The 23,373-nt window shown below is 45.1% G+C and carries 28 protein-coding genes and 1 pseudogene; 15 read left to right on the top strand and 14 right to left on the bottom strand.

The window, feature by feature from the left end; all coding sequences use genetic code 11:
* Positions 1-88: 88 nt before the first annotated feature.
* The 14 genes and pseudogenes from ACMGGP_RS20480 to ACMGGP_RS20545 form a co-directional block, all read right to left on the bottom strand.
* On the bottom strand, positions 89-793 hold the full coding sequence (locus ACMGGP_RS20480; protein ID WP_498798799.1) for a PIG-L deacetylase family protein: 705 nt from the start codon (positions 791-793) through the stop codon (positions 89-91).
* A gap of 2 nt (positions 794-795) precedes the next feature.
* Complete coding sequence (locus tag ACMGGP_RS20485; protein WP_498798800.1) at positions 796-1,389, bottom strand: sugar transferase; 594 nt, start codon at positions 1,387-1,389, stop codon at positions 796-798.
* 756 nt (positions 1,390-2,145) lie between these two features.
* Positions 2,146-2,418, bottom strand: a complete 273-nt coding sequence (locus ACMGGP_RS20490; protein ID WP_498798801.1) for a hypothetical protein — start codon at positions 2,416-2,418, stop codon at positions 2,146-2,148.
* A complete protein-coding gene (locus ACMGGP_RS20495) occupies positions 2,355-3,179 on the bottom strand; it encodes a hypothetical protein (protein ID WP_498798802.1) in 825 nt (274 codons plus the stop codon). The genes ACMGGP_RS20490 and ACMGGP_RS20495 overlap by 64 nt, the downstream gene beginning before the upstream one ends.
* Before the next feature lie 166 nt (positions 3,180-3,345).
* Positions 3,346-4,200 (bottom strand): hypothetical protein, encoded by an 855-nt coding sequence (locus ACMGGP_RS20500; RefSeq protein WP_498798803.1) that lies wholly within the window; start codon positions 4,198-4,200, stop codon positions 3,346-3,348.
* 18 nt (positions 4,201-4,218) lie between these two features.
* Positions 4,219-5,166, bottom strand: coding sequence for a hypothetical protein (locus tag ACMGGP_RS20505; RefSeq protein WP_498798804.1), 948 nt, complete (start codon positions 5,164-5,166; stop codon positions 4,219-4,221).
* Complete coding sequence (locus tag ACMGGP_RS20510; protein WP_498798805.1) at positions 5,167-7,194, bottom strand: ORC-CDC6 family AAA ATPase; 2,028 nt, start codon at positions 7,192-7,194, stop codon at positions 5,167-5,169.
* 13 nt (positions 7,195-7,207) lie between these two features.
* Positions 7,208-8,152, bottom strand: coding sequence for a phosphoribosyltransferase-like protein (locus ACMGGP_RS20515; protein ID WP_498798806.1), 945 nt, complete (start codon positions 8,150-8,152; stop codon positions 7,208-7,210).
* Complete coding sequence (locus tag ACMGGP_RS20520; RefSeq protein WP_498798807.1) at positions 8,139-9,542, bottom strand: hypothetical protein; 1,404 nt, start codon at positions 9,540-9,542, stop codon at positions 8,139-8,141. Before ACMGGP_RS20520 ends, ACMGGP_RS20515 begins: the two co-directional genes overlap by 14 nt.
* 245 nt (positions 9,543-9,787) lie before the next feature.
* Positions 9,788-10,966, bottom strand: a pseudogene (locus tag ACMGGP_RS20525) (IS3 family transposase).
* A 233-nt stretch (positions 10,967-11,199) separates the two neighbouring features.
* Positions 11,200-11,919, bottom strand: a complete 720-nt coding sequence (locus tag ACMGGP_RS20530; RefSeq protein ID WP_498798808.1) for a replication protein P — start codon at positions 11,917-11,919, stop codon at positions 11,200-11,202.
* Entirely contained in the window at positions 11,916-12,728 is an 813-nt protein-coding gene (locus ACMGGP_RS20535) for a helix-turn-helix domain-containing protein (protein WP_498798809.1), read from the bottom strand. The genes ACMGGP_RS20530 and ACMGGP_RS20535 overlap by 4 nt, the downstream gene beginning before the upstream one ends.
* A 38-nt stretch (positions 12,729-12,766) precedes the next feature.
* Positions 12,767-13,093, bottom strand: coding sequence for a hypothetical protein (locus tag ACMGGP_RS20540; protein ID WP_498798810.1), 327 nt, complete (start codon positions 13,091-13,093; stop codon positions 12,767-12,769).
* Between the two features lie 51 nt (positions 13,094-13,144).
* Positions 13,145-13,372, bottom strand: coding sequence for a helix-turn-helix domain-containing protein (locus ACMGGP_RS20545; RefSeq protein ID WP_498798811.1), 228 nt, complete (start codon positions 13,370-13,372; stop codon positions 13,145-13,147).
* A gap of 77 nt (positions 13,373-13,449) precedes the next feature.
* On the opposite strand from ACMGGP_RS20545, the gene ACMGGP_RS20550 reads away from it, so the two are divergent.
* From ACMGGP_RS20550 to ACMGGP_RS20620, 15 genes are all read left to right on the top strand, one after another.
* The gene (locus ACMGGP_RS20550; RefSeq protein ID WP_498798812.1) at positions 13,450-14,175 is read left to right on the top strand and encodes a LexA family protein; all 726 of its coding nucleotides are present in this window, start codon (positions 13,450-13,452) and stop codon (positions 14,173-14,175) included.
* Positions 14,176-14,940: 765 nt separating this feature from the next.
* Complete coding sequence (locus ACMGGP_RS20555) at positions 14,941-15,210, top strand: hypothetical protein (protein ID WP_122889474.1); 270 nt, start codon at positions 14,941-14,943, stop codon at positions 15,208-15,210.
* A gap of 68 nt (positions 15,211-15,278) precedes the next feature.
* Positions 15,279-15,497 carry a hypothetical protein gene (locus ACMGGP_RS20560; protein ID WP_148037982.1) on the top strand — a complete coding sequence of 73 codons (219 nt, stop codon included), beginning with the start codon at positions 15,279-15,281 and terminating at the stop codon, positions 15,495-15,497.
* Positions 15,498-15,550: 53 nt separating this feature from the next.
* The gene (locus tag ACMGGP_RS20565; RefSeq protein ID WP_122889476.1) at positions 15,551-15,817 is read left to right on the top strand and encodes a hypothetical protein; all 267 of its coding nucleotides are present in this window, start codon (positions 15,551-15,553) and stop codon (positions 15,815-15,817) included.
* Between the two features lie 71 nt (positions 15,818-15,888).
* Entirely contained in the window at positions 15,889-16,032 is a 144-nt protein-coding gene (locus ACMGGP_RS20570) for a hypothetical protein (protein WP_167467444.1), read from the top strand.
* Positions 16,033-16,037: 5 nt separating this feature from the next.
* Positions 16,038-16,244, top strand: a complete 207-nt coding sequence (locus tag ACMGGP_RS20575) for a ParE family toxin-like protein (RefSeq protein WP_122889477.1) — start codon at positions 16,038-16,040, stop codon at positions 16,242-16,244.
* Between the two features lie 244 nt (positions 16,245-16,488).
* Entirely contained in the window at positions 16,489-16,713 is a 225-nt protein-coding gene (locus ACMGGP_RS20580; RefSeq protein WP_283545030.1) for a hypothetical protein, read from the top strand.
* Positions 16,714-16,844: 131 nt separating this feature from the next.
* A complete protein-coding gene (locus ACMGGP_RS20585; RefSeq protein WP_122889479.1) occupies positions 16,845-17,054 on the top strand; it encodes a hypothetical protein in 210 nt (69 codons plus the stop codon).
* Positions 17,051-17,344 (top strand): host nuclease inhibitor GamL, encoded by a 294-nt coding sequence (gamL, locus tag ACMGGP_RS20590; protein ID WP_033779864.1) that lies wholly within the window; start codon positions 17,051-17,053, stop codon positions 17,342-17,344. The genes ACMGGP_RS20585 and gamL overlap by 4 nt, the downstream gene beginning before the upstream one ends.
* The gene (locus ACMGGP_RS20595) at positions 17,341-18,147 is read left to right on the top strand and encodes a PD-(D/E)XK nuclease-like domain-containing protein (protein ID WP_498798813.1); all 807 of its coding nucleotides are present in this window, start codon (positions 17,341-17,343) and stop codon (positions 18,145-18,147) included. Before gamL ends, ACMGGP_RS20595 begins: the two co-directional genes overlap by 4 nt.
* 14 nt (positions 18,148-18,161) lie before the next feature.
* Positions 18,162-19,241: a RecT family recombinase gene (locus tag ACMGGP_RS20600; RefSeq protein ID WP_485520144.1), complete on the top strand. Its 1,080-nt coding sequence runs from the start codon at positions 18,162-18,164 to the stop codon at positions 19,239-19,241.
* Between the two features lie 35 nt (positions 19,242-19,276).
* A complete protein-coding gene (locus ACMGGP_RS20605; protein WP_485520146.1) occupies positions 19,277-19,492 on the top strand; it encodes an ANR family transcriptional regulator in 216 nt (71 codons plus the stop codon).
* Positions 19,493-19,667: 175 nt separating this feature from the next.
* A complete protein-coding gene (locus ACMGGP_RS20610) occupies positions 19,668-19,976 on the top strand; it encodes a hypothetical protein (RefSeq protein ID WP_485520148.1) in 309 nt (102 codons plus the stop codon).
* Between the two features lie 106 nt (positions 19,977-20,082).
* The gene (locus ACMGGP_RS20615; RefSeq protein WP_498798814.1) at positions 20,083-20,859 is read left to right on the top strand and encodes a fimbria/pilus periplasmic chaperone; all 777 of its coding nucleotides are present in this window, start codon (positions 20,083-20,085) and stop codon (positions 20,857-20,859) included.
* 26 nt (positions 20,860-20,885) lie between these two features.
* On the top strand, positions 20,886-23,369 hold the full coding sequence (locus tag ACMGGP_RS20620; RefSeq protein WP_498798815.1) for a fimbria/pilus outer membrane usher protein: 2,484 nt from the start codon (positions 20,886-20,888) through the stop codon (positions 23,367-23,369).
* Positions 23,370-23,373 lie beyond the last annotated feature (4 nt).

Genomic DNA, 23,373 nt, shown 5'->3' on the forward strand with positions numbered 1-23,373 from the left:
CTCCAGGCAACAGACTCCTTTAACAGATTTTAAGATCTTCAAAGCTCGTTATTCCGGCCTGAAACTCAGGTTCCTACCAGGCCTGATACTAATCAATACGGCCACGCATGAGGTAAATCATCTCTGCATAGTCATAACCGGCCTCAAGGCCGCGGAATGAAGCCAGCCTTTTAACCCCGTCAATCGATATCAGGGCATTATCAGCCGCGGACATCTGCGACTGGTGCTGTTCCAGCATGGAAATTTTTGCCGACAGATGACGGCTAATGTTGATATAAATCGCACCGCGCGAACCGTCCCAGGAAGAGGAATTTCCCCAGCCTGCCGGCGGATATTCATAAGCAGCTATCAGCCGTAGCGGATTTCCAGGCTTTGTCGGACGGGTGGCGGCCACGCAGCATTGATAAACCCACTGGTGCTCCTGATGAAAAGAGGGAACCGGCATCATTATCAGCTCGGGCTGTATCTCATCTATCAGCTTATCCAGCTGGCTTATGCACACAGACTGACTGGATGAAGCAAGATCGAAGGTTTCCCCTTCCCTGACAAAATTCAGAACTGAGTACTGTGCCCCTGCGGTCTCCATGGCTGCGGCAAGCTCCTTATGACGCTGCGATGCGGAAACATAGCATTGACCGCGCAGGTGGTTTTCACCTTTGAGTACCACTACGGCAATATGGACCTCAATACCAGCCTCGGTTGCCCGAGCGATACTGCCACCCAGTCCAAGCTCGGCATCATCGGCATGGGGACTGATGATGAGCCAGCGCTGGCAGGAAAAAAGTTTGTCCATGCTCAGTTAACTCCCTTCATGCCCGCAACCACGCTAAAGGTCTTCACGAAAATGAACATGTCCATGCGTGCTTTACGACGACGGCTGTAATAGCGATCTATTGCAACACGGCGCTGATAAGGCAGATCGTCACGTCCTGATACCTGCCAGAGGCCGGTGATCCCGGGCTTTACCGAGCAGTAGTGACGATAGCTACGGCCGTACTTATCTTTTTCGTAGGCGGCGATGGGCCTTGGACCGATAACGGACATGTCGCCCAAAAGTACATTAATAAACTGCGGTAGCTCATCAATACTGGTTTTACGGATAAAAGCACCAAAACGGGTTACGCGCGGGTCATTTTTTACCACGCTATAAAGCTGCAACTCATGACGGATACGCAGCTGTTCATTTTCGGAAACCTTATCCATTGGCAGCATTGATGTAAATTTGATGCAATGAAATACTTGTCCGTTCTGTCCCATTCTGGGATGACGGAACAAGGGGTTCATTCCTGTCAGGAACAAAATCAGTCCGGTGACCAGCATTACTGGCATAAGAAGTAAAAGGCAGAAGGAGGCAACAAGAATATCGAAAAAACGCTTTTTACCCGTCATAAGGTCTCTTTAATAACAGGGTTTCCATCAAAGATGGAAACATATTTTAATGTTGAGACACAGATTGAAATTAAAAATAATGTATGTAAAGAAGATAGTAGGATATAAACCTACCCTAAATCAAATTAACTTTACTATTCAGTCGCTTATATAAAATTTAAGCGATGATTTTCAGAGTTTACTCAGATGAGCTTTTACAGCAGAACCTGCAATAACTTACTGCTTGGAAACAAGTTACGGTAATTCCACCGGGGTTGGTCTGCAGGATTGATTTACGATGAGCGAATGGGTCAGAATACCAGGTCAATCACAACAACGCGGTACGTGAAGTAAAATAAAAAAGTGCACAGATACGAAGATGCCAGTGAAAATGTCCTATAGCAGGCATTCCGGGTAGGAAAGAAATTAGTGTGAATGCAGGCTGGCAGCAGGTACATCGGCACTATGTAATGTTCATCTCAATCTAACCTCTGCGATTATCAATGAAACTGGGATGAACTTGACGAATTTGAAGGTAGTCATTTTGAGCGCGTCCCCGTCAAAGTTACTATCGATTATGGGGAAACCGTCAGTTCCTGCATATACCTGTTAAAAAAATAATGGCCTTAAGCCCGATGATCAGCAGGCTGGCTTTTTTAGAACAATAATATTTAAAGTAAGCTTTTCGCTCATAGCGGACCCCGTGATACTGACACGTAAAGTAAAAGCGCGCAGATAACTGCTCTGTATCTGTCAGCAAGGTGAAATACGGAGTATTTACTTCAGTCGCTCCTCAGGCGTTCGCCATTTGAGTAGTCGCTGAAGCGCAGTTTCGCCCTTTAAGAACTCCTTTGCGGCCCTTAGACGTTCTCTCAACTGTTCCTGAAGTGCTGCATCGCATCTCTCAATGTCTTTTTCAGCATCAATGAAGAATTGCTCGACGCGCATATCTTCTGCCCATTTAGCCATGATGACCTGCAGTTCATTCACACTGGCTTTATGCGCCTCTTCCTGCTTACGGATAGCCTCACCTTTTTTATACTCGGCCATCTGCTGCTCCATCCGAACCCGATGGGCTTCAGCACATTTTTTATTGTCTGGATTTCCTTTTTCAAAACAGGCAAAGCAGCTTGAGCCGCTTTAATGATTTTCGGTATCTGACTTATCAGGCTGCAGGTGTTAGTTTGAGAGAAAACCTGATGCCAGCCTTCAGACTCATAAGGTGAGTAGAGCTGCAGCCTGAATCGGCCACTCGGTATGTGTCGCCGACTGTAATAGCCCAGATGGGCTGAATTTTTACCGCGGGACCAGTTAATCATTCTTTCATCCCGCACATAACGCCCTTTCACTTCCTTAACTGGCACCTCTTCTGTCATCTCAACCAATGAGAACCCTACGCTTACGCCTTCTGCACTGATGATGCTGTGACATGAGGGCCTCCACAGCGCCGGGTAAAGATAATTGCAGATTCCGTGTTCAGAAAAAGTGATATCTCTACGCCGAAAGCAATCTCCATGTTCAGCCAGCCTTACCAGAAATACACGTCTCTCAGCTGCGGCAAAAAACTGCAGGAGGAAAGCTTCAGCATCGCTAAGGCCTGTATCCGATACATTCACGTCCAAGAGTTTTCGCTTTGTCGGTTTGTAATATCCTAACTCAGTGACAGAAGATTTCAGCAAAATCTCTTTGCTGGCAAAAAACAGCTTCGCGCCCTGAGCTGGATGGGATGATGACTTCGCTCTGCGCTTTAGAGTGGGTTTATAACTACCCGATGCCTGCTGCTCGTTTACAACAGGTAATTGCGGCGTCACTACTTCCTGAACGTCAATACTGTCATGTAAGTTTGTTTTTAAAGGAGGCAAAGGGGGAATGGTTGGTAGATTGCCCTTTCGCTTTTTACACCTGTAATCGTCTATGGGACGCGGGATCTGGAGCTTAATGAAACGGGCAATAAGCGTCTAATTACTGCATGCCAATTTATTCCCGAGATTTAATAGCCACAGCTCTTAAATATACATAAGCTATAATACATAAAGGAAGTAACACAACAATCACCGAAAGAAAAATATAAAAAATTAACTTTAAATTTTCGGAAGATAAGTCTATAGGTAAAAAGTCATAAATTACTTTTTTTATAGCATCATAAAAAAAATATATATAACTAAAAAGAGTGGAAATATAAAAGGTAAAAAAACTCAAAAAAAATTCTCCAAGGTAAAACAATCTCTTTTGAGCTTTTTGTACAAATCTAACATTGTCCTCCGGCTTTAGTGAGTAAATATATGCAACCAAAAACCTCCTATTAATATTTTTAATGCATTTCTCCTCTTCATATACCACATCCCCCCTTAATTTAAACCCAACATCTTTCAATTCAGAAAATGTATATTCTCGCCTTAGATGCTTCCACCATTTATAAGAGTGAAAATAACGAAGACCATAAACTATCGGCTCAAAAAGCGAGATATCACGCGGATTTTCAATAACTAATACGTAGAAACTTTTTTTTGAATCCTTAACTTTCTTCCCGAGAAACGGATTCATACTGCTAGTTGTATGTAGCTTTCCTCCAGCAAGCGAGAGCGCCAGCCTCTTATTTAAAATTTTAAAAAAAACCTCCTCACTTTCAACAAAATGATAAAGCTTATCAGGCTCCCTCCTCTTTTTTGAATATAAGAACAGAAATGGGATTATAATAAACTCAGAAAATGGCAGATTTTGAAAAAAAAGCAAACATGGCGAAAAAAATGATAACCAATCTTTTTTATAACAAGGCAGCAACTGGAGACTTGGTTTAATTTTATTTTTTATATCATTATTATTTAAAGCCATTTAATTATTCCTTTTCGATTATGAAAAAAATTCAATGTCATATGACCAAAGCCTTTTTAAACCTTGACTAGTCTCTCTAGAATAAGAGATGCACTCTGGGAGTAATATACTTACTCCGCCACGACTCTTTCCTTCTAAAATCCAATATAATGCAGCACCCAATGTTTGTATCTTCGTTGAAAGAGGAGACAAATAAATGTTTGCATTTTCATTAATTTCATCAATAGATCTTACAATCTCTGAAATCACAGCAGCGTTAGTAAAGGGATCATTCGCAGGGGCAAAATGTCTATTATTAATCCAACTTGCCGTTTGTGCTGTACTGCCGGCTTTAGATGCCCTAATTGCACTTTGTTGATACATATCTGCACTTAGAGATGGAAATGAAAAAATAGGATATATAACAGACCCTTCTTTATTATCCACCACTTCGCCAATAAGTTTATGATCGTATCCAACATTAATTATTAGATGGTCATTTCCCCCATTGCTACTATATGTGCCTTTGACAGTGACAGGTGTTCCTTTGGAAGCGGTACTAAAGTTTGTATCACCATGCTTATCATAGTATAAAGGTTCTGAATATAAAGCCGTAAACTTTTTTACATTTCTCATATATAAAGCAGCCATAAGGAAAATAATAACATGCCTCATAAAACCAGTAGTATCAATACAGATTGATTTATTTTCAATCTCTCCTATTTCGTCGAGTAATATTTTAACCTGAGAGGTCTCGCTCATTTCGACTGGACACACCTTAGGATTATCAGCAGGATACTCTATTGGGCTGTAGTTATACTCAGGGTGTATAAGCCATATTTTTTTAGTTGCTCTAATCGCGTCATAGACTCCATTTACTCGCTGACTAGAATTATATGCCGAAACGAACACATCGAAAACAGGCAATTCAACACCGATACGATTAGTATCTATATTTCTTTTATAAAATATTGAATAATCTATCATTTAAAAAAGGTCTCCTTGTTTGGTCTCATTTATCAGAGGCTTAGTAATAGAATTCCATTTAGCACTTAACTTTTTTAAATACAGATCAAATTCATTTTTATGATCGCTAGAAAAAACAGCAGCAAGCAATTCTTTATTCAGGCTGATATCACCACGTCTTGAGACAGGAAGTGACCATTTAGGAGATAGCATTGGATTTAACTGTATTTTCCTGATAATTTTATCACTATTACGGTCAGCTCTACCTTCAGTAAGCTCGAAAATAAGAGAGAAATTTAGCGCATCTTGTAGAATCTTCTTCGCGCTATCAGAAAGGTCATCATTCGAAAAACTGAATGCCAATGGTGATACCTCTGGTATATTCATAGCAAATCTAGCCGTACGTAATAAAGCAGCTAATCTGTCTACCGCCCTGAGAGCTATATCTGAATCTAAGCCAAAGTTTGTATCAGCTTCATACATAAACCTTGCTGAGTCTAATACTGCTTCAGTTTGTATCTCTAAGCTAATTTTTTCTTTACCAAGAAAATTAGCGCCTCTGAAAGTCGCTACCTCATATATTTTACTTAGTATAATTAGAAGGTTTCTTGGATTAGCGGACGTCATTTTGATAATAGTATCAAAACCGGCATAACATACTCCAATACCTGCTGGTGAATCCTTACAAATTTGTGCAAAAAGGTCGACAGCATAGTGACCATAAGCATTGTAGTAAAAACCCGGGCTTCTATTTTCGATGTATTCTACAGCTGAGCATCGTATAAAGTTTGCAAATTCAAGGGGAAGAAGATGTTTTTTAAATTTCTTGATATAGAGTAGTACGTTTAACCTCTGAATTATAAGAGGAAAACCATCAGTTAACAATTTGACAATATCACCCATTTGAGTATTAAACTCTGTGTCTTTATATGCATATCCTAAAGCCTTTTCAAAATTAGAAATAAAAGCACTTTTATCAACTTGTAATTTTAATCTCGCAATGGCTTCTTCGTAAAAAGAATCACCATCAACCTCTTCAAAATAATCCCTACCACTTATCTTACTTTTATTATCATCTAAAATTAAATCATGGATTGCCACCGATTCTCCAGCTAATGATAACCTTTTAAAAATAAGGCGTTCTGAAAAATCAGAAAACCTAGCACCCAGTTTTAAAAGTAATTCATCTAGAATAACGGTTGTAAATTCCGAATTTATTCTGTTTATTTCACCATCAGCTAAAGTAGAATAAGTTTTGATAGCATATTGACGCCCTGTAACTCTGAACGTTGCCTTAGACTCGCCATATCGAATCAATGTATTGACTACTTGCTGCTGTTTTAATGAAAAATTTTCTATTTCATCGATAAGATAAAACAAAGTAACTTCTGATAGCTCACTATGCCATAAACTTATTGCATTACTAATAGTTAAACATAAAGCACCAATTGCGAAAGGAGCCCTAAGATCGATTTCGCCAGTAAAAGCAGCATTATTTACAGCATCGTCAATTATTCGCCTTTGATTAATCAACCAGTCCTTTAATTCAATTAGACTAGTTGCACTATCCAGACCATTATGAGTCACATTATTACGAACTTCATTTACTAAGCTTAAATCATCAAAAGATTCTGAAGGAGAGGTTTGCTTTATATCACAAAGAGCTTCAATGACCTGCTCAGTTAATTTTAACTCTAAATACACGCCAAACAATCTTTGCCAGTTTATATCGACACCCGAACTTACTTCGAATCTTGACGCATCTACGCCAGTAGCGCGTAAAAAAACCGCAAGATATTTATTTGACTTAACAATATCTATGCCTTTTTTATCAGCATTTCTTAGGCGTGTAACATTATAGGAGTAGTATCTTAACAAATGAGTCTTACCAGTCCCCTTGCCCCCGAGTATGTATTTTGATGATTTCTTAGAAGGTTCAAATATTGCATTAATGATTTCAGGATTACCTAAATCAGTCCAAAATGAATTAATCTGCTTATCAGTAAATCCTGAAGCATGAGATAGTGAAAATGGATTTTCGGTTATCATATAACACCCTATTTCAATATAATTTATGGTATCTAAGGAAGGCAGGATTCCATACTTGCGGCCTTGAATGCCAATAAATTGGCGGCACATTATCTGGAGTATTGTGGGAAAAACTTATCAATAACTGACCACTTTTGTAGCCTAAAGGATTTCCTGGCCATATTTCCAATCCATAATCATGTAAAACTGATTTCATTACATTAATGTTAAACCAATTAGGTGTATTTTTAAAATACCTTGAATGCTCACTCAAGCATCTATATGAATCATCTAACTCAAATAAGCACATAGCATTACCGTCAAAAACTTTATCACTATTTAATCTTTGAAGACCTTCCGTAGTCGAAAATAAAGACATAAACTTAATATCTAATTCTGGCTCATTTAACTTCAACTCTCTAATGTAACTTCCAAGATAATTACTAGCCTGTGTTCCAGACCCAACGATGTCATCAAAAAAAACTAATCGCCTTATATTCTTTTCAACTTTATAAGTAATGGTATCATTCCTATCCTTGACAGGCGTGATTACTGATGATAAATCAGAAAACAAATCTTTAGGTAAATCATTAATCTGTCTAAAGTAATACAATAAATGAGCTCCACTTTCTGATGGATTACCCACACCTATAAATCTGGTACTGGATAGCTCTACATCATATTGTTTTTTTATCATACTAAAGTCTAATGTATCGCTATGATTTCTCCGTATTCGTTGTTTTATTGGGGAGGAAAAATAATCACGATAAAGAGACTTTAACATTTCTCTAACCAATCTCTTACCAAAATACATATATTGAGTAATAGAATAAATTGCATGTAATTTTTCATCATCCGCAGCATGATAACGGCCTTTAAAATTATTAAGCCATCCTTCAATCTCATGCCACTTTACCTCTTCATCCCAAGCATGGCTCATCAATTCACGAATCTTACCATCAATATCAATTCGTTCCATACATTGCCTCTTTACTAAAAACTAAAATATGCTCTTTGTTTATGACAGATGCTGTTTTATTTCTTTTTGTCATAAGGCCACGTGACTTAATATCATCATATAAATGCAGTTCTAGTTTTAGCCCTGCCTCAATGAGAACATTTTTAATGAAAACATCATTTTCTAAAACCCTGCCACATACACTGTTATTACCAGTAATAATGACTACATGCCCGCCGGCCCTTGAAACTTTAGCCATTTCTAAAAGAGCCACTTTCATTTCGTACAAATACTGACTAGTTATATGAAATCTCTCTTCATTCACTGACTTTATTTCATCCAGTAAAAGCATCAATTTCACCGGCAATCCATTTATATGATTCCTCTTCCTATACAAAGGAACGTGCTCTCTACCAATTGATAATGCTTCATACTTAGTGAGGTTTTTAGAATCAGCAAACCCAAGCCAGTTTAATGACAAACTAGATGACCGAATGTATTTCTGTGCACTTCCATACGGAGGCGAGGTAATTATCAACGCTGGCCTTTCACAACCTTCATAACGTCTAACCAAATCGCATGCATTATCAGAAATCACATTGACGCTTCGTCTTTCATTATTAAAATCATTAGTGAAATTAACCCTACCTATGTTATTGAAGCATACAAAAGTAAATTCATCGATAACATTAACAGTATTGAGCCAGTCAAGTCTCTTTAAAATATTTTTGTTTTTTTCTAAACTAAAAGATGGCTTGCATTTCAACCTTACTGGTACTGAAATGGCGGGATCAGCAGTGCTTAATTTTCTGGCCGTAGCAGAAAAACAGACTCGAAAAAAATCCTTTACTTCCGGACTCTTTATTTCCTCAATCGCTCTAAGGATAATTTCTAACTTGAGCTTAACTGGGTCAGAATACCACAGTTTGCTATTTACAATATCAACAACTGGAGCTCTACGATAACGTTTTGCTTTACCAACAACATTCAAAAGAGTGGCAGTTAATTCTTCAATATTATAGTTGTGATTTTTTACAGACGTTATGAGTAATGCTAAAGGATTTGCATCAGCAATATGAGGTACACAACCTGCTAGTGAAGCTTCCAGGGCTACAGTTCCAGATCCACTAAATGGATCTAAAACAATCTCATTTTTTTTTACTAAAACTGAAGCGTTAATAAAAAAGTTAGCTATGTGAGGTAGTAATTTAGCTGGATAAGGATGTATTAGGTGAGTGAACTGATCACCTAGCTTAATCCAAGGTAATAAATCACGAAAGTTTACCTGGATAGGCTGCTTACCATTATTTTGAAAACTCTCTCTGAGTGAAAGATACAAATGAGAAGTGTCAACACTGTTAATGTTTTTCTTTATAGCTTCAGGGCTAATATTTGATATATAATTAAGCACTTACAATACCCTAAAAAATCAGCTTTTTCATATTTTACTGACTATTTCACAAAAAAACAATGTTTTTAACAAATCCCTTTTAACATTGCATGTATAATAATGTTAAATTTAATAAAAACCGCGTTATACCCATTCTTAAAATTTGCTTAAACTAATAAGAGTAAAGTAAATTTAATGCACTAGCCCAAAAATTATAAAAAGTATATATTTTTAATGAAATATGTATAATATGTTTATAATGAATTTTACGGATAGTCCACATACTCCCAAGAAGTTAGTAACACTGGTTTTTCACATTCTGTAGGTGACATCTCATCGCTCGAACCATGCCGATGCTTAAATAAAAAATTCCGTTGTTATCAAAAATATCGCTGCGGAGTTCTTATTGCGTTCCAGTGACCTTTCTCTTTATCCGCTCGCGTTTCAGTAACTGGAAAAGCTTTCTGCAACCGTTTTATCATGACTTTTACCGCTACGGCTCAGACTCGCCTCCAAGCCGTATGATTTCAGGAACGAGCGCCACTTATGGATTGTGTACTGACTACACTAGTCCGAGTGAACCAGCACCTGTCTTTTGGGATTACGCCATCATACAATCATCAGAAGTGTGTTCAGTACAATGGCCTTTGTCATCTGGGATTGCATTGACCAGCCAATGACCTTACGTGAGAAGAAGTTAACAACCATGGCTAGTTAAAATCGTCCTTTGTGGGTGCTGATTTTGGTTATATTTTTTACTTAACGCTCGTCTGGAGCATCCGTATCAAACTGCCGCTGGAGCCAGTTAGCCGATACAATGCTGACCTAGCCTTTATGCACACGGGCTCCGGTACCCGACCTGAACCTTTATCCCAGCACACTTCATTTTTCGCCAGACTCTGTTCACTCCGCACTGCTGCCCGCTGTCACTCAGCTCCAGATGTATCTTGCGATAGCCATAAACCCAACAGGACTCCAGCAAGAATTGTTTGATCTGTTCCGTTGGTTTAAGATCTGCTTGATGGCGCTGAGAATGCGGCTGCTGAAGCCAGGCGTAAGAGCTTATTATCGAATATTTAGCATCCGGCAGAGCAGACGAACAGGCCAGCAACAGGTGTTGTCACGGATAAAGGCATATCTTAGTCGGGCAGCTTTGCGAAGTGTGCTATGGTTTTTTTAATATGTCCAGTTCTTCAGTAGCCCGCTTCAGATCCTTTTGAATACGGCGGATCTCGGCCTGATCATCTGACTGATCCTTATTAATGGTTAATGGATTAGTCTGGACCTTACTTCTTTATACAGGCATACAGGCTGTAGATGGTGATATCAAAACGTGTTGCACACGCTGGAAATAGAATGACAGCGATCAACAACCTATTCGAAGTCTTAAATTTTAAACTCTTAGGGTAACGCTTAGCGCCCGTAGCCACCTCTTCTCCAGTCATCTTAAATGACTTTTATGTGTCTGTTAAACCCTTGGCGATTCACTCTTTATACTTGTTACTCTCTAACCTCAAAAACCTTCTTTAATCCTTTAGGAATATCAGGTGCTGCATAAAGGTCACGGAGTAGAATTTAACTCACCTTGTTATTCTTTCCCCCCCGGGCGCTGAGCCTGCCTCGGGGAATGCTGCTTACACCTCACTCGCTTCACTCGAAGGGCTGGTATACATGAAACTTAATGCATAGCGCCAAGACCGCCCTTCTCGGCTGAAGCTGACTCTGGTGCACTGACTGACCTCAGAGCATGCATGGATTTTCTTTTCACAAGCCTTTTAAGCTGGTTGATATGCGCTCTGGCCCTCTCAGGACTCACCGGTACATAGATTTTTTCAAGTTGCGCGCGCGGTGGCGGTATTGACTCCCCTTCGCGAATACGACGGGACATCTTTTCAAGCTCTTTTTCGCACGCCTTACGTAACTCAGCCTCAGACAGATTATGTGATGTCATCTGGCTGTAGAGGCTCGTTACCATCCAGTAATGCGTATTATCCTGCCACGGACAGGCTTCAGGAGAGTGATATAAACCCCGTTGTGCACAGTAACGCATGACCATGTCATAAAGCGTATTTTCATCCGGCAGGCCTGCAGCGACATAGTCGCCCTTCCGGCACCAGCTGATGAACTGCCCGGGGGTTGGCCAGAACGGTGAAACGCTGGCACGCGCACGCTTCATCCCTGCTGAAATCTGATGCCCCGAGGTAATGCCGTTTTCGATAAACGCAGCGACCCACTGGCGTTTCGCTGTTGCTTCATCGCGTGGATGCTTTAACACCGTGCTGAAGGATGCGGGAAAGATAACCTTCAGACAGGCGAAGAGAATATCCACCAGGCGTTCAGCGTTTGAGTCAACTAAACGGCCGTCCTGCTGCTCAAATCCGGGTTCTGGCTTCGTCATAAGAAATTATTCTCCCACTCGCTGCGATCGTTCCAGTGTGGCGTGCCTGTACCAGCAGGCGCTATCTGGCCCCGCAAGGCTGCCTGTTTGTTCTGGTAGCTGAGCTTCTGGCTGGCCGTGATGAACCAGTGTCTGGGTTTCTGGTATGAGAATTCGATGTCGAGTTTTTGTAGCTCGTAGACCAGGTCCAGATGTGCGTAGAGTTTTTGCCACGATGCGAAATCTGCGTGATTAAGCTTCACGACTTTGCCCTCGAAGGCATAACGTGAAAGAAGCCATTCACCCTGACACGTCGCCCTGGCGGCGGGTGTTTTATTTAAAGGTTCTATGACTGGTTCTAAAGAGTGACTGGTTATGGGGGCAGCTCCTGACCCACCCCCTGGGGCATGAGCTGACCTAACCTGGGTCATCTCCTGACCCCCCCCGGTCAGCTCATGCCCTACCCCGGTCAAATCCTGCCCCACCCCCTTGCCGGGTTTTAACCCAACCATTTCTGCCGCTTTGTTTCTTAAAGTCTTAGCTTTTGAAGCGTCAGTAAATGATTTATTAAAATTCAGGTGGAAGAGATTTGACTGATTCTGTGCACCATTTTTACGATACTCTCTGCGCACAAGACCCATATCTTCAAGCGCTTTGATATGGCTTTTTACTGTTGACCGGCCAATTTCACATTGATCAGCGATATGTTGATACGAGGGCCAGCATTCACCTTTGTCATTTGCATTGTCTGCAAGCTTGATCAATACCAGTTTGCGTATAGGGTTTCCCACTTTGATGCTCATCGCCTGAGCCATGAGTGTCATGCTCATAACAGCTCCGTTTAGAGAAGTTTGAATGTGGCTGGTTGTCAGGATTTAGCGACATAGCCTTCCGAATCACAGGTTCGCTCAAGTTCATTCTCTGCAAACCGGATAGCGACCTGCATCAGCCAGCGATATTGTTCCTGGGGTATTTTCATCTCCCCCTTCATCACGAAATCCTCAATACCGCTTGCAGCCAGCGTCTCCATGATTTCGGGATATTTTTCAGTGCGTCTCAGAATGGTTGAGTCTGCAACATTAAGACGACGGGCAACCACCGATTGACGCGTGTTGAAAAGAGCTTTTAAAGCCAGAGTATGAAGATGTCGTCCCTGAACTGATGATCCCTGCTTGCGTGTTTTTGCGGTTTCCACAATTTAATTTCCATAGTCGGCGATGACACAGTGAGAAAACATCACCTTTAACTAACGTTCCAGCAAAGATATTCGGCTTTCTTCCAGTAACTTTTCTGCGTCGAACTGACCCTGAGATAGCCTCTCAATGTTCATTGCATATTGAGTTCGCCCATAAAATTCTGTTTTAGGGAGGGAACCCTTTTTGAGCCACTTGTAGACCGCTCGTGGACTGATTCCACATGCTTTTGCTACTTCAGCGACTCCCACAGACTTAATTGCAAGGTTAATGAATGACATGAAAACCTCCTTAATAGTACTTTTGGTTCACTTTAAATTGAACTGACAGTTTTATCAAGTCAGTTAATATTGTACCCATGGTTCAAACAGAAACGATTCGTCATGAATTTGCAGCGCGGCTTACAGAAGCGCTCAACAACGCAAAATACCCGCAACATGGTCGGGGAGTGATGCTCGCTCAGCGTATGGGGGTTACATCAAAGGCTGTCAGTAAATGGCTAACTGGTGAGTCACTTCCGCGGGCAGCGATGATGAAAAACATCGCTAAAGCTTTGAATGTCGATCCTCTATGGCTTCAGCATGGAGATGAGGCTACAGAGGGCGAGGAACGATTGATGAATACCCTCTTTGCGACCCGATGTCCTCTGGTCCGCTGGGAGGATATTGATGACATGGATTCCTTGCTAAAGCATCAGTTCGACAAAGTAAGATACTTTTTCTCCGGCTCAGTGATGGCGCATCATCATGGATTCTGGTTGATAGTGAATGATGATTCAATGACCTCCCTCGTGGGCGCTAGCGTTCCTGAAAAGAGTATGATTCTGGTTGATCCACGTCGCACACCTGAAAATGGACATCTGGTTATAGCAAAACTCAGAAACGCCAAATTAGCGACCTTCAAACAATATGTCGTGGATGAAGGGACAAACAGGAAGTACCTTAAATCACTGAACAGCGTATATAGACCTATTGAAATCAATGATAACTGTACTTTTGTCGGTGTGGTTATTGAGAGCAGAATGAGCTTTATCATCCCAGACCCCGCTGAAGATATTTCATCCCCTCACGATGTAAACCAATAAAATTTACTTTAAAATCAATGCAATGAACTTGTTAGGGTTACTTTTATAAGTTTTATGTACTTTAAGTATTGACCGTAATCGTACTTTCAGTTCATTATTAGTCTGGTAGCTGAACGGCACAGCATACTGTCGGGCGGGAGGAGTGCAGAAGCGCGAGATCCCGAAGTGGCAAAACCCACCTTCCTCTCAACAAATGAGATGGCACTGCCCAGTGTCATTTCCTTTGTTGATGGAGGTTAGTATGAAAAAGCACAGCGTTCTGTGCCCGGTCTGTGGAATCAACTTTGATCCCAGAGCACCTGGAGTTCATATAAAAAAGCATCATAGCGCAGCATCACGCCATGAGTTAATCCTGATACGCGACGCCCGGCGTCTCTGTTTCGGGAAAAGTAAGCCCTACAAAAATAAATCACCCTGCTTACTCTGACTCATCACGACATTGACAGCTTATCTGAAACCCTTTTCGCAGTTTAAACGAGGTGTCAGTGCGAAGGGTTTTCAATTCATTCAGAATTATGAAACGGAATACCTCTATAACTTCACTGTCAGCGAATGCCTGACAGCCTGAAGTACCGAAAGTAGTGGCATCCTGATTGTATAATTATGAGTGTGATCTGTCTGACCAAGTGCCTGATTAACTTTCCCGCCTCGTGCGGGATTTTTTTTGCCCCGGATATGTTAACCGTCTGGCCGGGCCTCAAAACCTCTCTGTCTTAATCACCCTTTCCATAATACCTGAAGGGCAAATTCACTTAAGGAGTAAAGATGTTATATCGCGATGCTGCTGTGCGTATCAGCCAGACTGTGTTGTTGCTCTCCCGTGAACTGAGTGTTTCTGCTGATCAGATGTTTGAGTACCAGCAGGAAGGCAAAGTCACGGAAGAGCAGGCTGCGACACATAGGCATAAAGTCCAGGTTGTTCTCGACGCGCTCTTCACCGAAATCCTGGATCCCATTATGACTGAGCACCCTGACTTACTACCTGGATGTTGCTGTAGCGACGTTTCAGAGACAGACAGGGACGACCCGTCGTGATCGCTCTCGTACCTGTCCACATGACCGCCATAATGGCGGTTTTTTTACGTCCGGAACCGGAGAACACCATGTATAAAGAAAAATCTTCATGTGTCCTGAATCAAAAAGAAATGCGCCGCCTCGCCCTTGCTCATGTACAGGCGTATGTAAATGCCTGTCACTGTCAGTCCCGTCGTGACGTCCTGCTGGCGCTGGCTCACTGGCACGATGTAGGCGTGAACATGAGCAATTTCATCAAAAATACGCGCCTCATCATTATTGATGAAGATGGCATCCATGAACGCTGAGATGTTATTCGGAAACCCCGCCCGCAGGGGCATTACCTGACCCGGAGGTCATTATGCAACATCGTGAAACTGCAGAAAAAGTCACTGAAACACTGCTGGAAGTGGCGAACAAGCTGGTGGCATCGGTAAGGATGGTTGATGCCAGTGAGAAAGACGGAAAAGTCAGTATGGACGAAGCAGATGCATACCGTAAGGGTGTGATGGGATCACTGGATGAATTGCTTCAGTCAACTCTCACAACCATTTTCGCCACGCACCCTGATTTACGACCAGCATGCAGCTGCGCTTCTTCTGCGCCGGAAGACAACAACCAGCCGTAACTGCCTGCCTGAATACGTCAGAGTAAACCGTCCGGCAGGGCGGTTTTTTTATATCTCAACGGAGACAAAGCATGATTATTCATATCCGGGACGGCAGGTTCATCTTCACCGCCAGTTCTTTAAACCGAAGCCGCCGTTTTGTCTGTTTTAGTGAAGGCATTGCCTGGACGTATGTGCAGAAGCTTGCCGCTGCCTGTGCCGCTGAAATGAGGTAACGGTGATGTCCAAGCCACATGCCCCCGTCCGGATAATCAGGCGTGCTGAGCGCATTATGCGTTTATGGCGTACCGGGCAAATCCGGGCGAGGCGAACCTGTCGGGATCAGTATCTTACGTTAAGGGTTACGCCGCAGTGGAGACTGTTATCAAAAGACAATGGACAGAACTGGGAATTACTCAGTCATGCGGATTACGACAATCAGATTTAGTCTGGATGTTTCAGCCGTAATGACCGGTATAGGGCAAAACCGAGAAATTCGCTAGTGGACGCTGAAAAATCACAGCATCGCCCTGCTGTCCATAAACGCTGGCTCGCAAATGCGGAGACCCGGAGCCTGGCTCCGATCAGAGCGGGCGGCATCCGGGAGAAACCAGGTCCGGGATAACAGCCCGTTCAGGCGGGTCACCAACCCCGAAGTTAAACGTTTATTTTCACTTAAAGGAGATTAAAAGATGAAAATTCAGTACATCGCGACCTCAACAGAGGGCACGCTCCATATCAAATCCTGCGTTCTTCGGGCATTTATCCATGAACGTGTTGTCAGGGCGGCTCTCATGGCCGCACCGGATGCCCGGGTGACCCACACTGGTACGTTTGTTATTCATACGCGCATATCAGGAGACCCGGCACAAATCCTTGCAGCCACCCGCGCGGCCCGTCGTGAAGAAGAAGAGTAAACGCAGGGTCTGATGCCGTCGTGCACGGCCTTAATGACACCTGAGTAAACACCTCATCCCTGCCCCTCGTCATACTGCCGGACTTATCAGAACCGGAACAGGTTAACTGACTATTCAAAGGACCATTTCCCATGATGCAACCAGACATCAGGGGCGATGCTGCTTTTGCTCGCCCCTTTAATGCCATCCGCGATATCGAGTTTGCGCCTGAAAACATTGTCAATGGTGCCAGCTTTTCATCGCCCACCTCCCCGGCATTGCCACCTCAGCCACCTCTGCCCGTGATGCAGGTGGTGTTTGACCGGTTTGTCGGCATTCTTCTTAAGGAGGGAAAGCCATGATCACACCGTATGCTTTGCTGGAACGTCACAAAGACCACCTGGATGCCCAGGAGCAGGACGCAATCAGGAAAGAACAGTGGATCGATGACGAAGCCCAGCGCCTGCTGTCCTGTTTTCCTGACCACCTTCACCTGTTCCGTCACTGGAACCTGCATCCTGATGCGATGAAGTGCTGTGCCCACCCTGAAGCCGCTGAGGAATACATCAGCTTTATCACGAATCTGGCCTACCTGCAGGCGGCCCGAAATTACGACCTTCAGGTGCTGCTTGGCTGGGAGGAACCAGCATGATGAAACCGGGTATCTATGAAGGCCTCAGCAACGAGGCCTATCACGCCGGTCCCGGCGTCAGTAAATCGCAGCTCGATGACATTGCGGTTAACCCGGCCATTTACCTCTGGCGCAAACATGCGCCTGTGGATACGGATAAAACAGCCGCACTGGATATGGGAAGCGCGCTGCACTGCATGCTGCTTGAGCCTGAACAGTTTGATAAGCGCTTTATTGTGGCTCCTTCCTTTAACCGGCGCACCTCTCAGGGTAAAGCAGACGAAGCAGCATTTCTGAATGAGACACGCGTCCGGAACATGACGGTAATGGATGCAGAACAGGGCCGGAAACTTCAGCTTATGAGAGAGAGCGTAATGGCGCATCACGCCGCGCGCTTTTTTCTGGAGGCTGACGGCCACTGCGAATCCTCCCTCTACTGGTCAGATGCGGAGACTGAAGAGCTCTGCCGCATCCGTCCGGATAAATATCTGATCGGCAGGCCTGTCATTGTTGATGTGAAAAAGGTCTGTGATATGTCGCGCTTCGCCCGGCACATCGGGGAGTTCCGCTACCACGTTCAGGCAGCCATGTACTGCGAGGGCTTTTATCACTGCACTGGCACATATCCGCAATTCGTTTTTATTGCGGTCAGTGAAGCGATCGACTGTGGCCGTTATCCGGTTCGGGTGTTTGAGCTGCACGACGATGATATGAGCGCAGGATCCGCCCTCTTCCGCCGGGACCTCTGCTCATTTCATTCCTGTCGCCTCAGCAATAACTGGGGCGGCATAGAAATAATTCAGCGCCCTGCATGGGCACAATAACAGGAGTATTAATTATGCAGAATCAATTGAGTGTCACGTCGCCGGTCATCGCGGACACCACTGCCACTATTTTCAGCCCCGATGCCCTGGATAAACTGGTGCGATTTGCAGAAATCATGGCCAGCAGCAGGGTCACTGTCCCGGCGCATCTCGCGGGCAAAGCCGCGGACTGTCTGGCTGTGACCATGCAGGCCCTGCAGTGGCGTATGAATCCGTTTGCCGTTGCCCAGAAAACCTTCACGGTTAACGGTGTTCTGGGATACGAGGCACAGCTGGTGAATGCAGTGATCAACACCATGGCCCCGGCACGGGATCGGCTCCATTACGAATGGTTTGGGCCATGGGAAAATGTTATCGGCAGATTCACCGAGAAAACCTCATCCAAAGGCAATAAATACATCGCACCGGACTGGACACTGCAGGATGAATCCGGATGCGGTGTTCGGGTGTGGGCAACAATGAAGAACGAGCAGGAGCCGCGGGTGCTGGAACTGCTGCTCTCACAGGCACAGGTGCGGAACTCAACACTCTGGGCGAGCGATCCGCGTCAGCAGCTGGCTTATCTCGCTGTTAAACGCTGGGCCCGTCTGCACTGCCCGGACGTCATTCTGGGGGTGTACACACCGGATGAACTGGAAACCTTATCTCCTGCAGAACGCGACGTGACACCGCCAGCTCATGACGATTTGAATGCGTTCATCAATCAGTCAGCCAGCCGAGATAACGGTGTTGCGCTGCAAAACCATTCTGTCCCGGACATGCGAACTGAAGAGATCAAAGCAGAAACGCCCGTGCCTGCAGCGCCACCAGCCAGCCCGGTCAGATCGCCTGACCAGCCGGCGAGCGCACCTCCGCCCTCGCCTAAACACTGTCCGGGTAAAGAACAGGAACGCGCTGAGGACAGGGAACGTTCTTCAGAAGAACTTCTCGCTGATTTTTGTGAGGCAGCCATGAAAAGTCAGTCGGTCAGCGCACTCGCCCGCTGCTACGCCTACGCATCAAAGGTACTTAAACCTGTGCCACTGCTGCTGGATAAAGCCACAGATGTGTTTCTGGTCAGGAAAGCCGAGATTGAAGAAGAAGCCAGAGAATAAATGCCATCTGAACCCCGTTAATTCAGGAGTTATCGATGAATCAGAGAAAGACTGACCGCAACCAGCGTTATTATGCCGTCGCCGAGGCCGCTGCATTTGCCGAACGCTGCGAAAAGTTTGATCAGGCGGGGAAACTCTGGCTGCGGGCGATGAAGCTGGCCGTAAGACCGATGAATGCCCAGTGGGCAGAACACCGCAGTCAGTGTTGTATGAGTGCATTACGTAATGGATGGTCTTATATCAGGGATTAAGCCAGCAGTGATTATCCAGAGGCACCCTCATCATTATGAATATTATATTCACTTTTCTGACTTCACTGTTCTGAAAGTGAGTGTTAGTTTCTTTACAGCCGGCGAATAAATATATACATAAAATTAAAACCCCGCGCGCTCTCTGAGTGTAACATTAATTAAGAAGACGCCACCTATGAACACAAGACTGTTAAGCTATATCGACACCTTTTTATACCATTCTTCTACCGATCCACTGCAGCAACTGGTTTATATCATCGCAAAACTGTGCCTCATTACTGCACCTGCAGCCTGGGTCGTCAAAAGCCCGGCTGGCAAAGACGACAGGCTCTTTACGTCTCAGGAAGAGGCACTGGCGTTTCTGGAAAAGCAGGGCCACAGCGATGACTATGTCGCGCCACTTTTCACAACAGTAAAAGTGGATATGAGTGCCGGGGAAATCCGGCATCTGCTTTTAACGCCGTTACCTGATGAAGAAGATTAGTCATTAATTAAAAGCAGGCAATGATTATCTTATATCTGCAAATCTGAACGCGTCATGATTGTGGCTCGAAATAAAATACAGCTCCAGGGCAGTCAGGAATAATTAAATGACCAGAACAACGAATGCCATTCTTATTATGGCGGCCATACTGTGCTCGCTCCAGCTTGCAAGGGGAGAAAGTATGCCGCTGGAAAATGAACTCCAGTCCTTTTCTGTGAAAACCGGCGCAACCCGGATTATATATTCTGCGGGTTCGAATGGTGCCTCAATGACCGTGATGAACCCGCAGGCGTATCCGATGCTGGTGCAGTCGGAAGTCATGATGGAAGACCGGAAAACCCGGGCTCCGTTTATTGTCACCCCACCACTGTTCCGTCTGGACGGGCATCAGCAGAGCCGGATAAAGGTTATCGCAACCAGCAGTCACAACAATGACACGAAAGAGTCACTATACTGGCTTTGCGTAACAGGCATTCCCCCTGAGGCGGATGCAGACTGGACGGGTGATGCGTATAAAAAGAAAAAGGCCGGGCAGCACGCCACCCTTCTGACGCAACTGCGTATCAAAAGCTGCCTGAAACTACTTGTACGCCCATTCTCCCTCAGAGGCACACCCGAAGACTTTGCCTCCAGCCTGACCTGGGTAAAACGCGGTAAGACGCTCACGGTCAGCAACCCGACACCCTTTTTCATGAATCTCAGAAGTGTTCAGATTGGAAAATCGAGTGTGGCCAACCCTGAATATGTTCCTCCGATGGGTACACGTGAACTGCACATACCTGCGGATGCGTCAGGTCAGGTGCACTGGCGACTGATTACCGATTATGGCGGAGACAGCAAAGCGTTCACGTCCGACATGAGCACTGATCCTCTTTCTCACTGAGAGTACTCACTGCCAGGATTAAAACGATGACTGTTTACAGACCACTTTTCGTGGCCGGTCTGACGCTGGCTGCGGTTCAGGCAGAAGGCAAAGTCTATACCTTTAACCCGGCTCTCATTGCCGGAAGCAATAAAGAAACAGACCTGATGCTTTTCAATCAGGGCCGTCAGCTACCGGGCATTTATCCGACTGAAATCTACCTGAACAATACACTTATCGACTCCCGGCCAGTCAGTTACATATTAAGGCCGGATAAATATGGTCGTCAGGGACTCGTCCCTCACCTCAGCAGACCCATGCTGTCAGGTTACGGAGTACGCATGAAGAGCTTCAAGGTTACTGAGAAGGAAAAACGCTCAGGCTTTTTTGATCTGTCGCAGATACCGGGCGCTCAGGCTGATTTCCACTTTAATGAGCAGTCACTGCATCTGAGTATTCCTCAGGTCTATCTGAAGCCCGGATTTAAAGGCATCGCACCCCGGACATTGTGGGACGACGGCATACCTGCCTTCATCATGAATTACCGTGCCGGGACGAGCCGGAGTGTTACCCGTGGCCCCTCGGGAAGAAAATCTCAGTACTCCTGGCTGCAACTGACGCCAGGCGTCAATATCGGTGCCTGGCGGCTTCGCAACGTCACCAGCTGGCAGCAAACACGTGGAACGCCCGGACGCTGGCAGGCCATGACGACTTATCTGGAGCGCGGTATTAATGGCATCAACAGTCGCCTGACGCTGGGTGAGCGTTATACCGCCTCTGAGATTTTCGACAGCGTTCCCTTCAGAGGCGTCATGCTTGCCTCTGACGATCGGATGGTACCTTCCAGCCAGTATATGTTTGCGCCGGTCATACGTGGCGTGGCGAGAACCCAGGCCCGCGTTGAGGTAAAGCAGAACGGCTACACTATTTATAACCAGGTCGTCGCACCGGGTCCGTTCGCCCTGACTGACTTCAATCCCACCGGCGCAGGTGGTGACTTTCAGGTTACGGTATGGGAGGCGGATGGCGTTCCTCAGGTTTTCACTGTTCCTTTCCAGACGCCAGCAGTCGCCATTAAAGAGGGCTATCTGCGCTACAGCCTGATGGCCGGGCAGTATCGTTCGTCTGACAGGAGAGTAACAAGAGCGCCGGTCATGGAAGCCACCGCCATGTACGGTCTTCCCTTTGGATTCACGCTTTATGGCGGAATCCAGGCAGCCCGGCACTATCAGTCTTCATCCCTGGGTACCGGGCTGAGCATAGGCAACTGGGGTGCACTCTCTTCAGATATCACACTCAGCCGCGCACAGCACTCGGGTAATGACCCGGTACAGGGTTATGCCTGGCGTATGCGGTACAGCAAAGCGTTTGTCGGGACAAATACTTCGCTGTCACTGGTCAATTTACAGTTCAGCCAGCCGGACTATCTCACACTGGCTGAAACACTGGAGAGCTGGCGGATTGATGGAATGGCGCCAGGCATTCGCAGAAAAAGGAGAAAAAGTCGTACCGGACTATCCATCAGTCAGGGACTGGGTAAATGGGGTTACCTGAACGCAGGTGCTTATCAGGATACCTACTGGAACCGCGGCCTGCGCGAAAGCAGCCTTAACGCGGGATACTCTGTTCCGTTCAGGGATATGACGCTGTCATTAAACTGGTCTGCCAGTCAACGTGCCCGGCACCATCCCAGGGAACAGATGATGAGCCTCTGGCTCTCTGTTCCGCTGAAAAAATGGATGGGTGGCAACACGCGCGCGTCGTACCGGTACATACATTCAGCATCTCGTCAGGGCAGTCACTCAGTGGGATTAAACGGTGATGCGTTTGATCAGCGCTTCAGCTGGAATGTTGATCAGCGTTATACCGCCGGACACGCAGTGAGCCGTAGCAATGGCGACGTATCTCTGGGATGGACCGGAACCTACGGGCACATCGCAGGTGATTACAGCTATGGCCGGCATTACCAGCAGCGTACCGTTGCCATAGACGGCGGCCTTATCGCCCATCGCCATGGCATGACTTTCACGCAGGCCCTTGGCGAAACCAATGCACTCATTGAAGCCAGAGGCGCTTCAGGTGTGAAGGTATCGGGTTTTCCGGGCATCGCTACGGACTATCGTGGTTATACAGTACAGCCCTGGCTGAACCCCTACCATGAAAATTCTCTTTCATTAGATCCAACAACGTTGCCGTCGGAGGCTGAAATAACTATCACTGACAGTAAAGTTGTGCCTACAGCAGGGGCTATCATTCCTGTTAAATTTAAAACACGAGTGGGTGCGAAGGCAATCATTACACTTTTGCAGCCTGATAGTACAAAAGTCCCTTTCGGCTCTGTGGTGCGAATTAGTTCAGATTCAGGAAATGAGGGTATTGTTGACAATGATGGGAAAGTCTATATGTCAGGATTACCACCCGAAGGAAATCTTACCGTCACAAGTAAAACACACCCACTCAAATGCCCTTACCATTTGATAAAAAATGACGAAGCGCACGGACTCAACTTCTTTACCGCAAAGTGCAGGTAAAGGA

Source organism: Curtobacterium sp. BNK-1, assembly GCF_048685235.1.
GTDB classification, from domain to species: Bacteria; Pseudomonadota; Gammaproteobacteria; order Enterobacterales; family Enterobacteriaceae; genus Pantoea; species Pantoea agglomerans.

Coding starts and splice junctions, on each gene's coding strand:
- ACMGGP_RS20480 (WP_498798799.1), bottom strand. CDS start 793: ATGGACAAACTTTTTTCCTGCCAGCGCTGGCTCATCATCAGTCCCCAT.
- ACMGGP_RS20485 (WP_498798800.1), bottom strand. CDS start 1,389: ATGACGGGTAAAAAGCGTTTTTTCGATATTCTTGTTGCCTCCTTCTGC.
- ACMGGP_RS20490 (WP_498798801.1), bottom strand. CDS start 2,418: ATGGCCGAGTATAAAAAAGGTGAGGCTATCCGTAAGCAGGAAGAGGCG.
- ACMGGP_RS20500 (WP_498798803.1), bottom strand. CDS start 4,200: ATGGCTTTAAATAATAATGATATAAAAAATAAAATTAAACCAAGTCTC.
- ACMGGP_RS20505 (WP_498798804.1), bottom strand. CDS start 5,166: ATGATAGATTATTCAATATTTTATAAAAGAAATATAGATACTAATCGT.
- ACMGGP_RS20510 (WP_498798805.1), bottom strand. CDS start 7,194: ATGATAACCGAAAATCCATTTTCACTATCTCATGCTTCAGGATTTACT.
- ACMGGP_RS20515 (WP_498798806.1), bottom strand. CDS start 8,152: ATGGAACGAATTGATATTGATGGTAAGATTCGTGAATTGATGAGCCAT.
- ACMGGP_RS20530 (WP_498798808.1), bottom strand. CDS start 11,919: ATGACGAAGCCAGAACCCGGATTTGAGCAGCAGGACGGCCGTTTAGTT.
- ACMGGP_RS20535 (WP_498798809.1), bottom strand. CDS start 12,728: ATGAGCATGACACTCATGGCTCAGGCGATGAGCATCAAAGTGGGAAAC.
- ACMGGP_RS20545 (WP_498798811.1), bottom strand. CDS start 13,372: ATGTCATTCATTAACCTTGCAATTAAGTCTGTGGGAGTCGCTGAAGTA.
- ACMGGP_RS20550 (WP_498798812.1), top strand. CDS start 13,450: ATGGTTCAAACAGAAACGATTCGTCATGAATTTGCAGCGCGGCTTACA.
- ACMGGP_RS20555 (WP_122889474.1), top strand. CDS start 14,941: ATGTTATATCGCGATGCTGCTGTGCGTATCAGCCAGACTGTGTTGTTG.
- ACMGGP_RS20560 (WP_148037982.1), top strand. CDS start 15,279: ATGTATAAAGAAAAATCTTCATGTGTCCTGAATCAAAAAGAAATGCGC.
- ACMGGP_RS20565 (WP_122889476.1), top strand. CDS start 15,551: ATGCAACATCGTGAAACTGCAGAAAAAGTCACTGAAACACTGCTGGAA.
- ACMGGP_RS20570 (WP_167467444.1), top strand. CDS start 15,889: ATGATTATTCATATCCGGGACGGCAGGTTCATCTTCACCGCCAGTTCT.
- ACMGGP_RS20575 (WP_122889477.1), top strand. CDS start 16,038: ATGTCCAAGCCACATGCCCCCGTCCGGATAATCAGGCGTGCTGAGCGC.
- ACMGGP_RS20580 (WP_283545030.1), top strand. CDS start 16,489: ATGAAAATTCAGTACATCGCGACCTCAACAGAGGGCACGCTCCATATC.
- ACMGGP_RS20585 (WP_122889479.1), top strand. CDS start 16,845: ATGATGCAACCAGACATCAGGGGCGATGCTGCTTTTGCTCGCCCCTTT.
- gamL (WP_033779864.1), top strand. CDS start 17,051: ATGATCACACCGTATGCTTTGCTGGAACGTCACAAAGACCACCTGGAT.
- ACMGGP_RS20595 (WP_498798813.1), top strand. CDS start 17,341: ATGATGAAACCGGGTATCTATGAAGGCCTCAGCAACGAGGCCTATCAC.
- ACMGGP_RS20600 (WP_485520144.1), top strand. CDS start 18,162: ATGCAGAATCAATTGAGTGTCACGTCGCCGGTCATCGCGGACACCACT.
- ACMGGP_RS20605 (WP_485520146.1), top strand. CDS start 19,277: ATGAATCAGAGAAAGACTGACCGCAACCAGCGTTATTATGCCGTCGCC.
- ACMGGP_RS20610 (WP_485520148.1), top strand. CDS start 19,668: ATGAACACAAGACTGTTAAGCTATATCGACACCTTTTTATACCATTCT.
- ACMGGP_RS20615 (WP_498798814.1), top strand. CDS start 20,083: ATGACCAGAACAACGAATGCCATTCTTATTATGGCGGCCATACTGTGC.
- ACMGGP_RS20620 (WP_498798815.1), top strand. CDS start 20,886: ATGACTGTTTACAGACCACTTTTCGTGGCCGGTCTGACGCTGGCTGCG.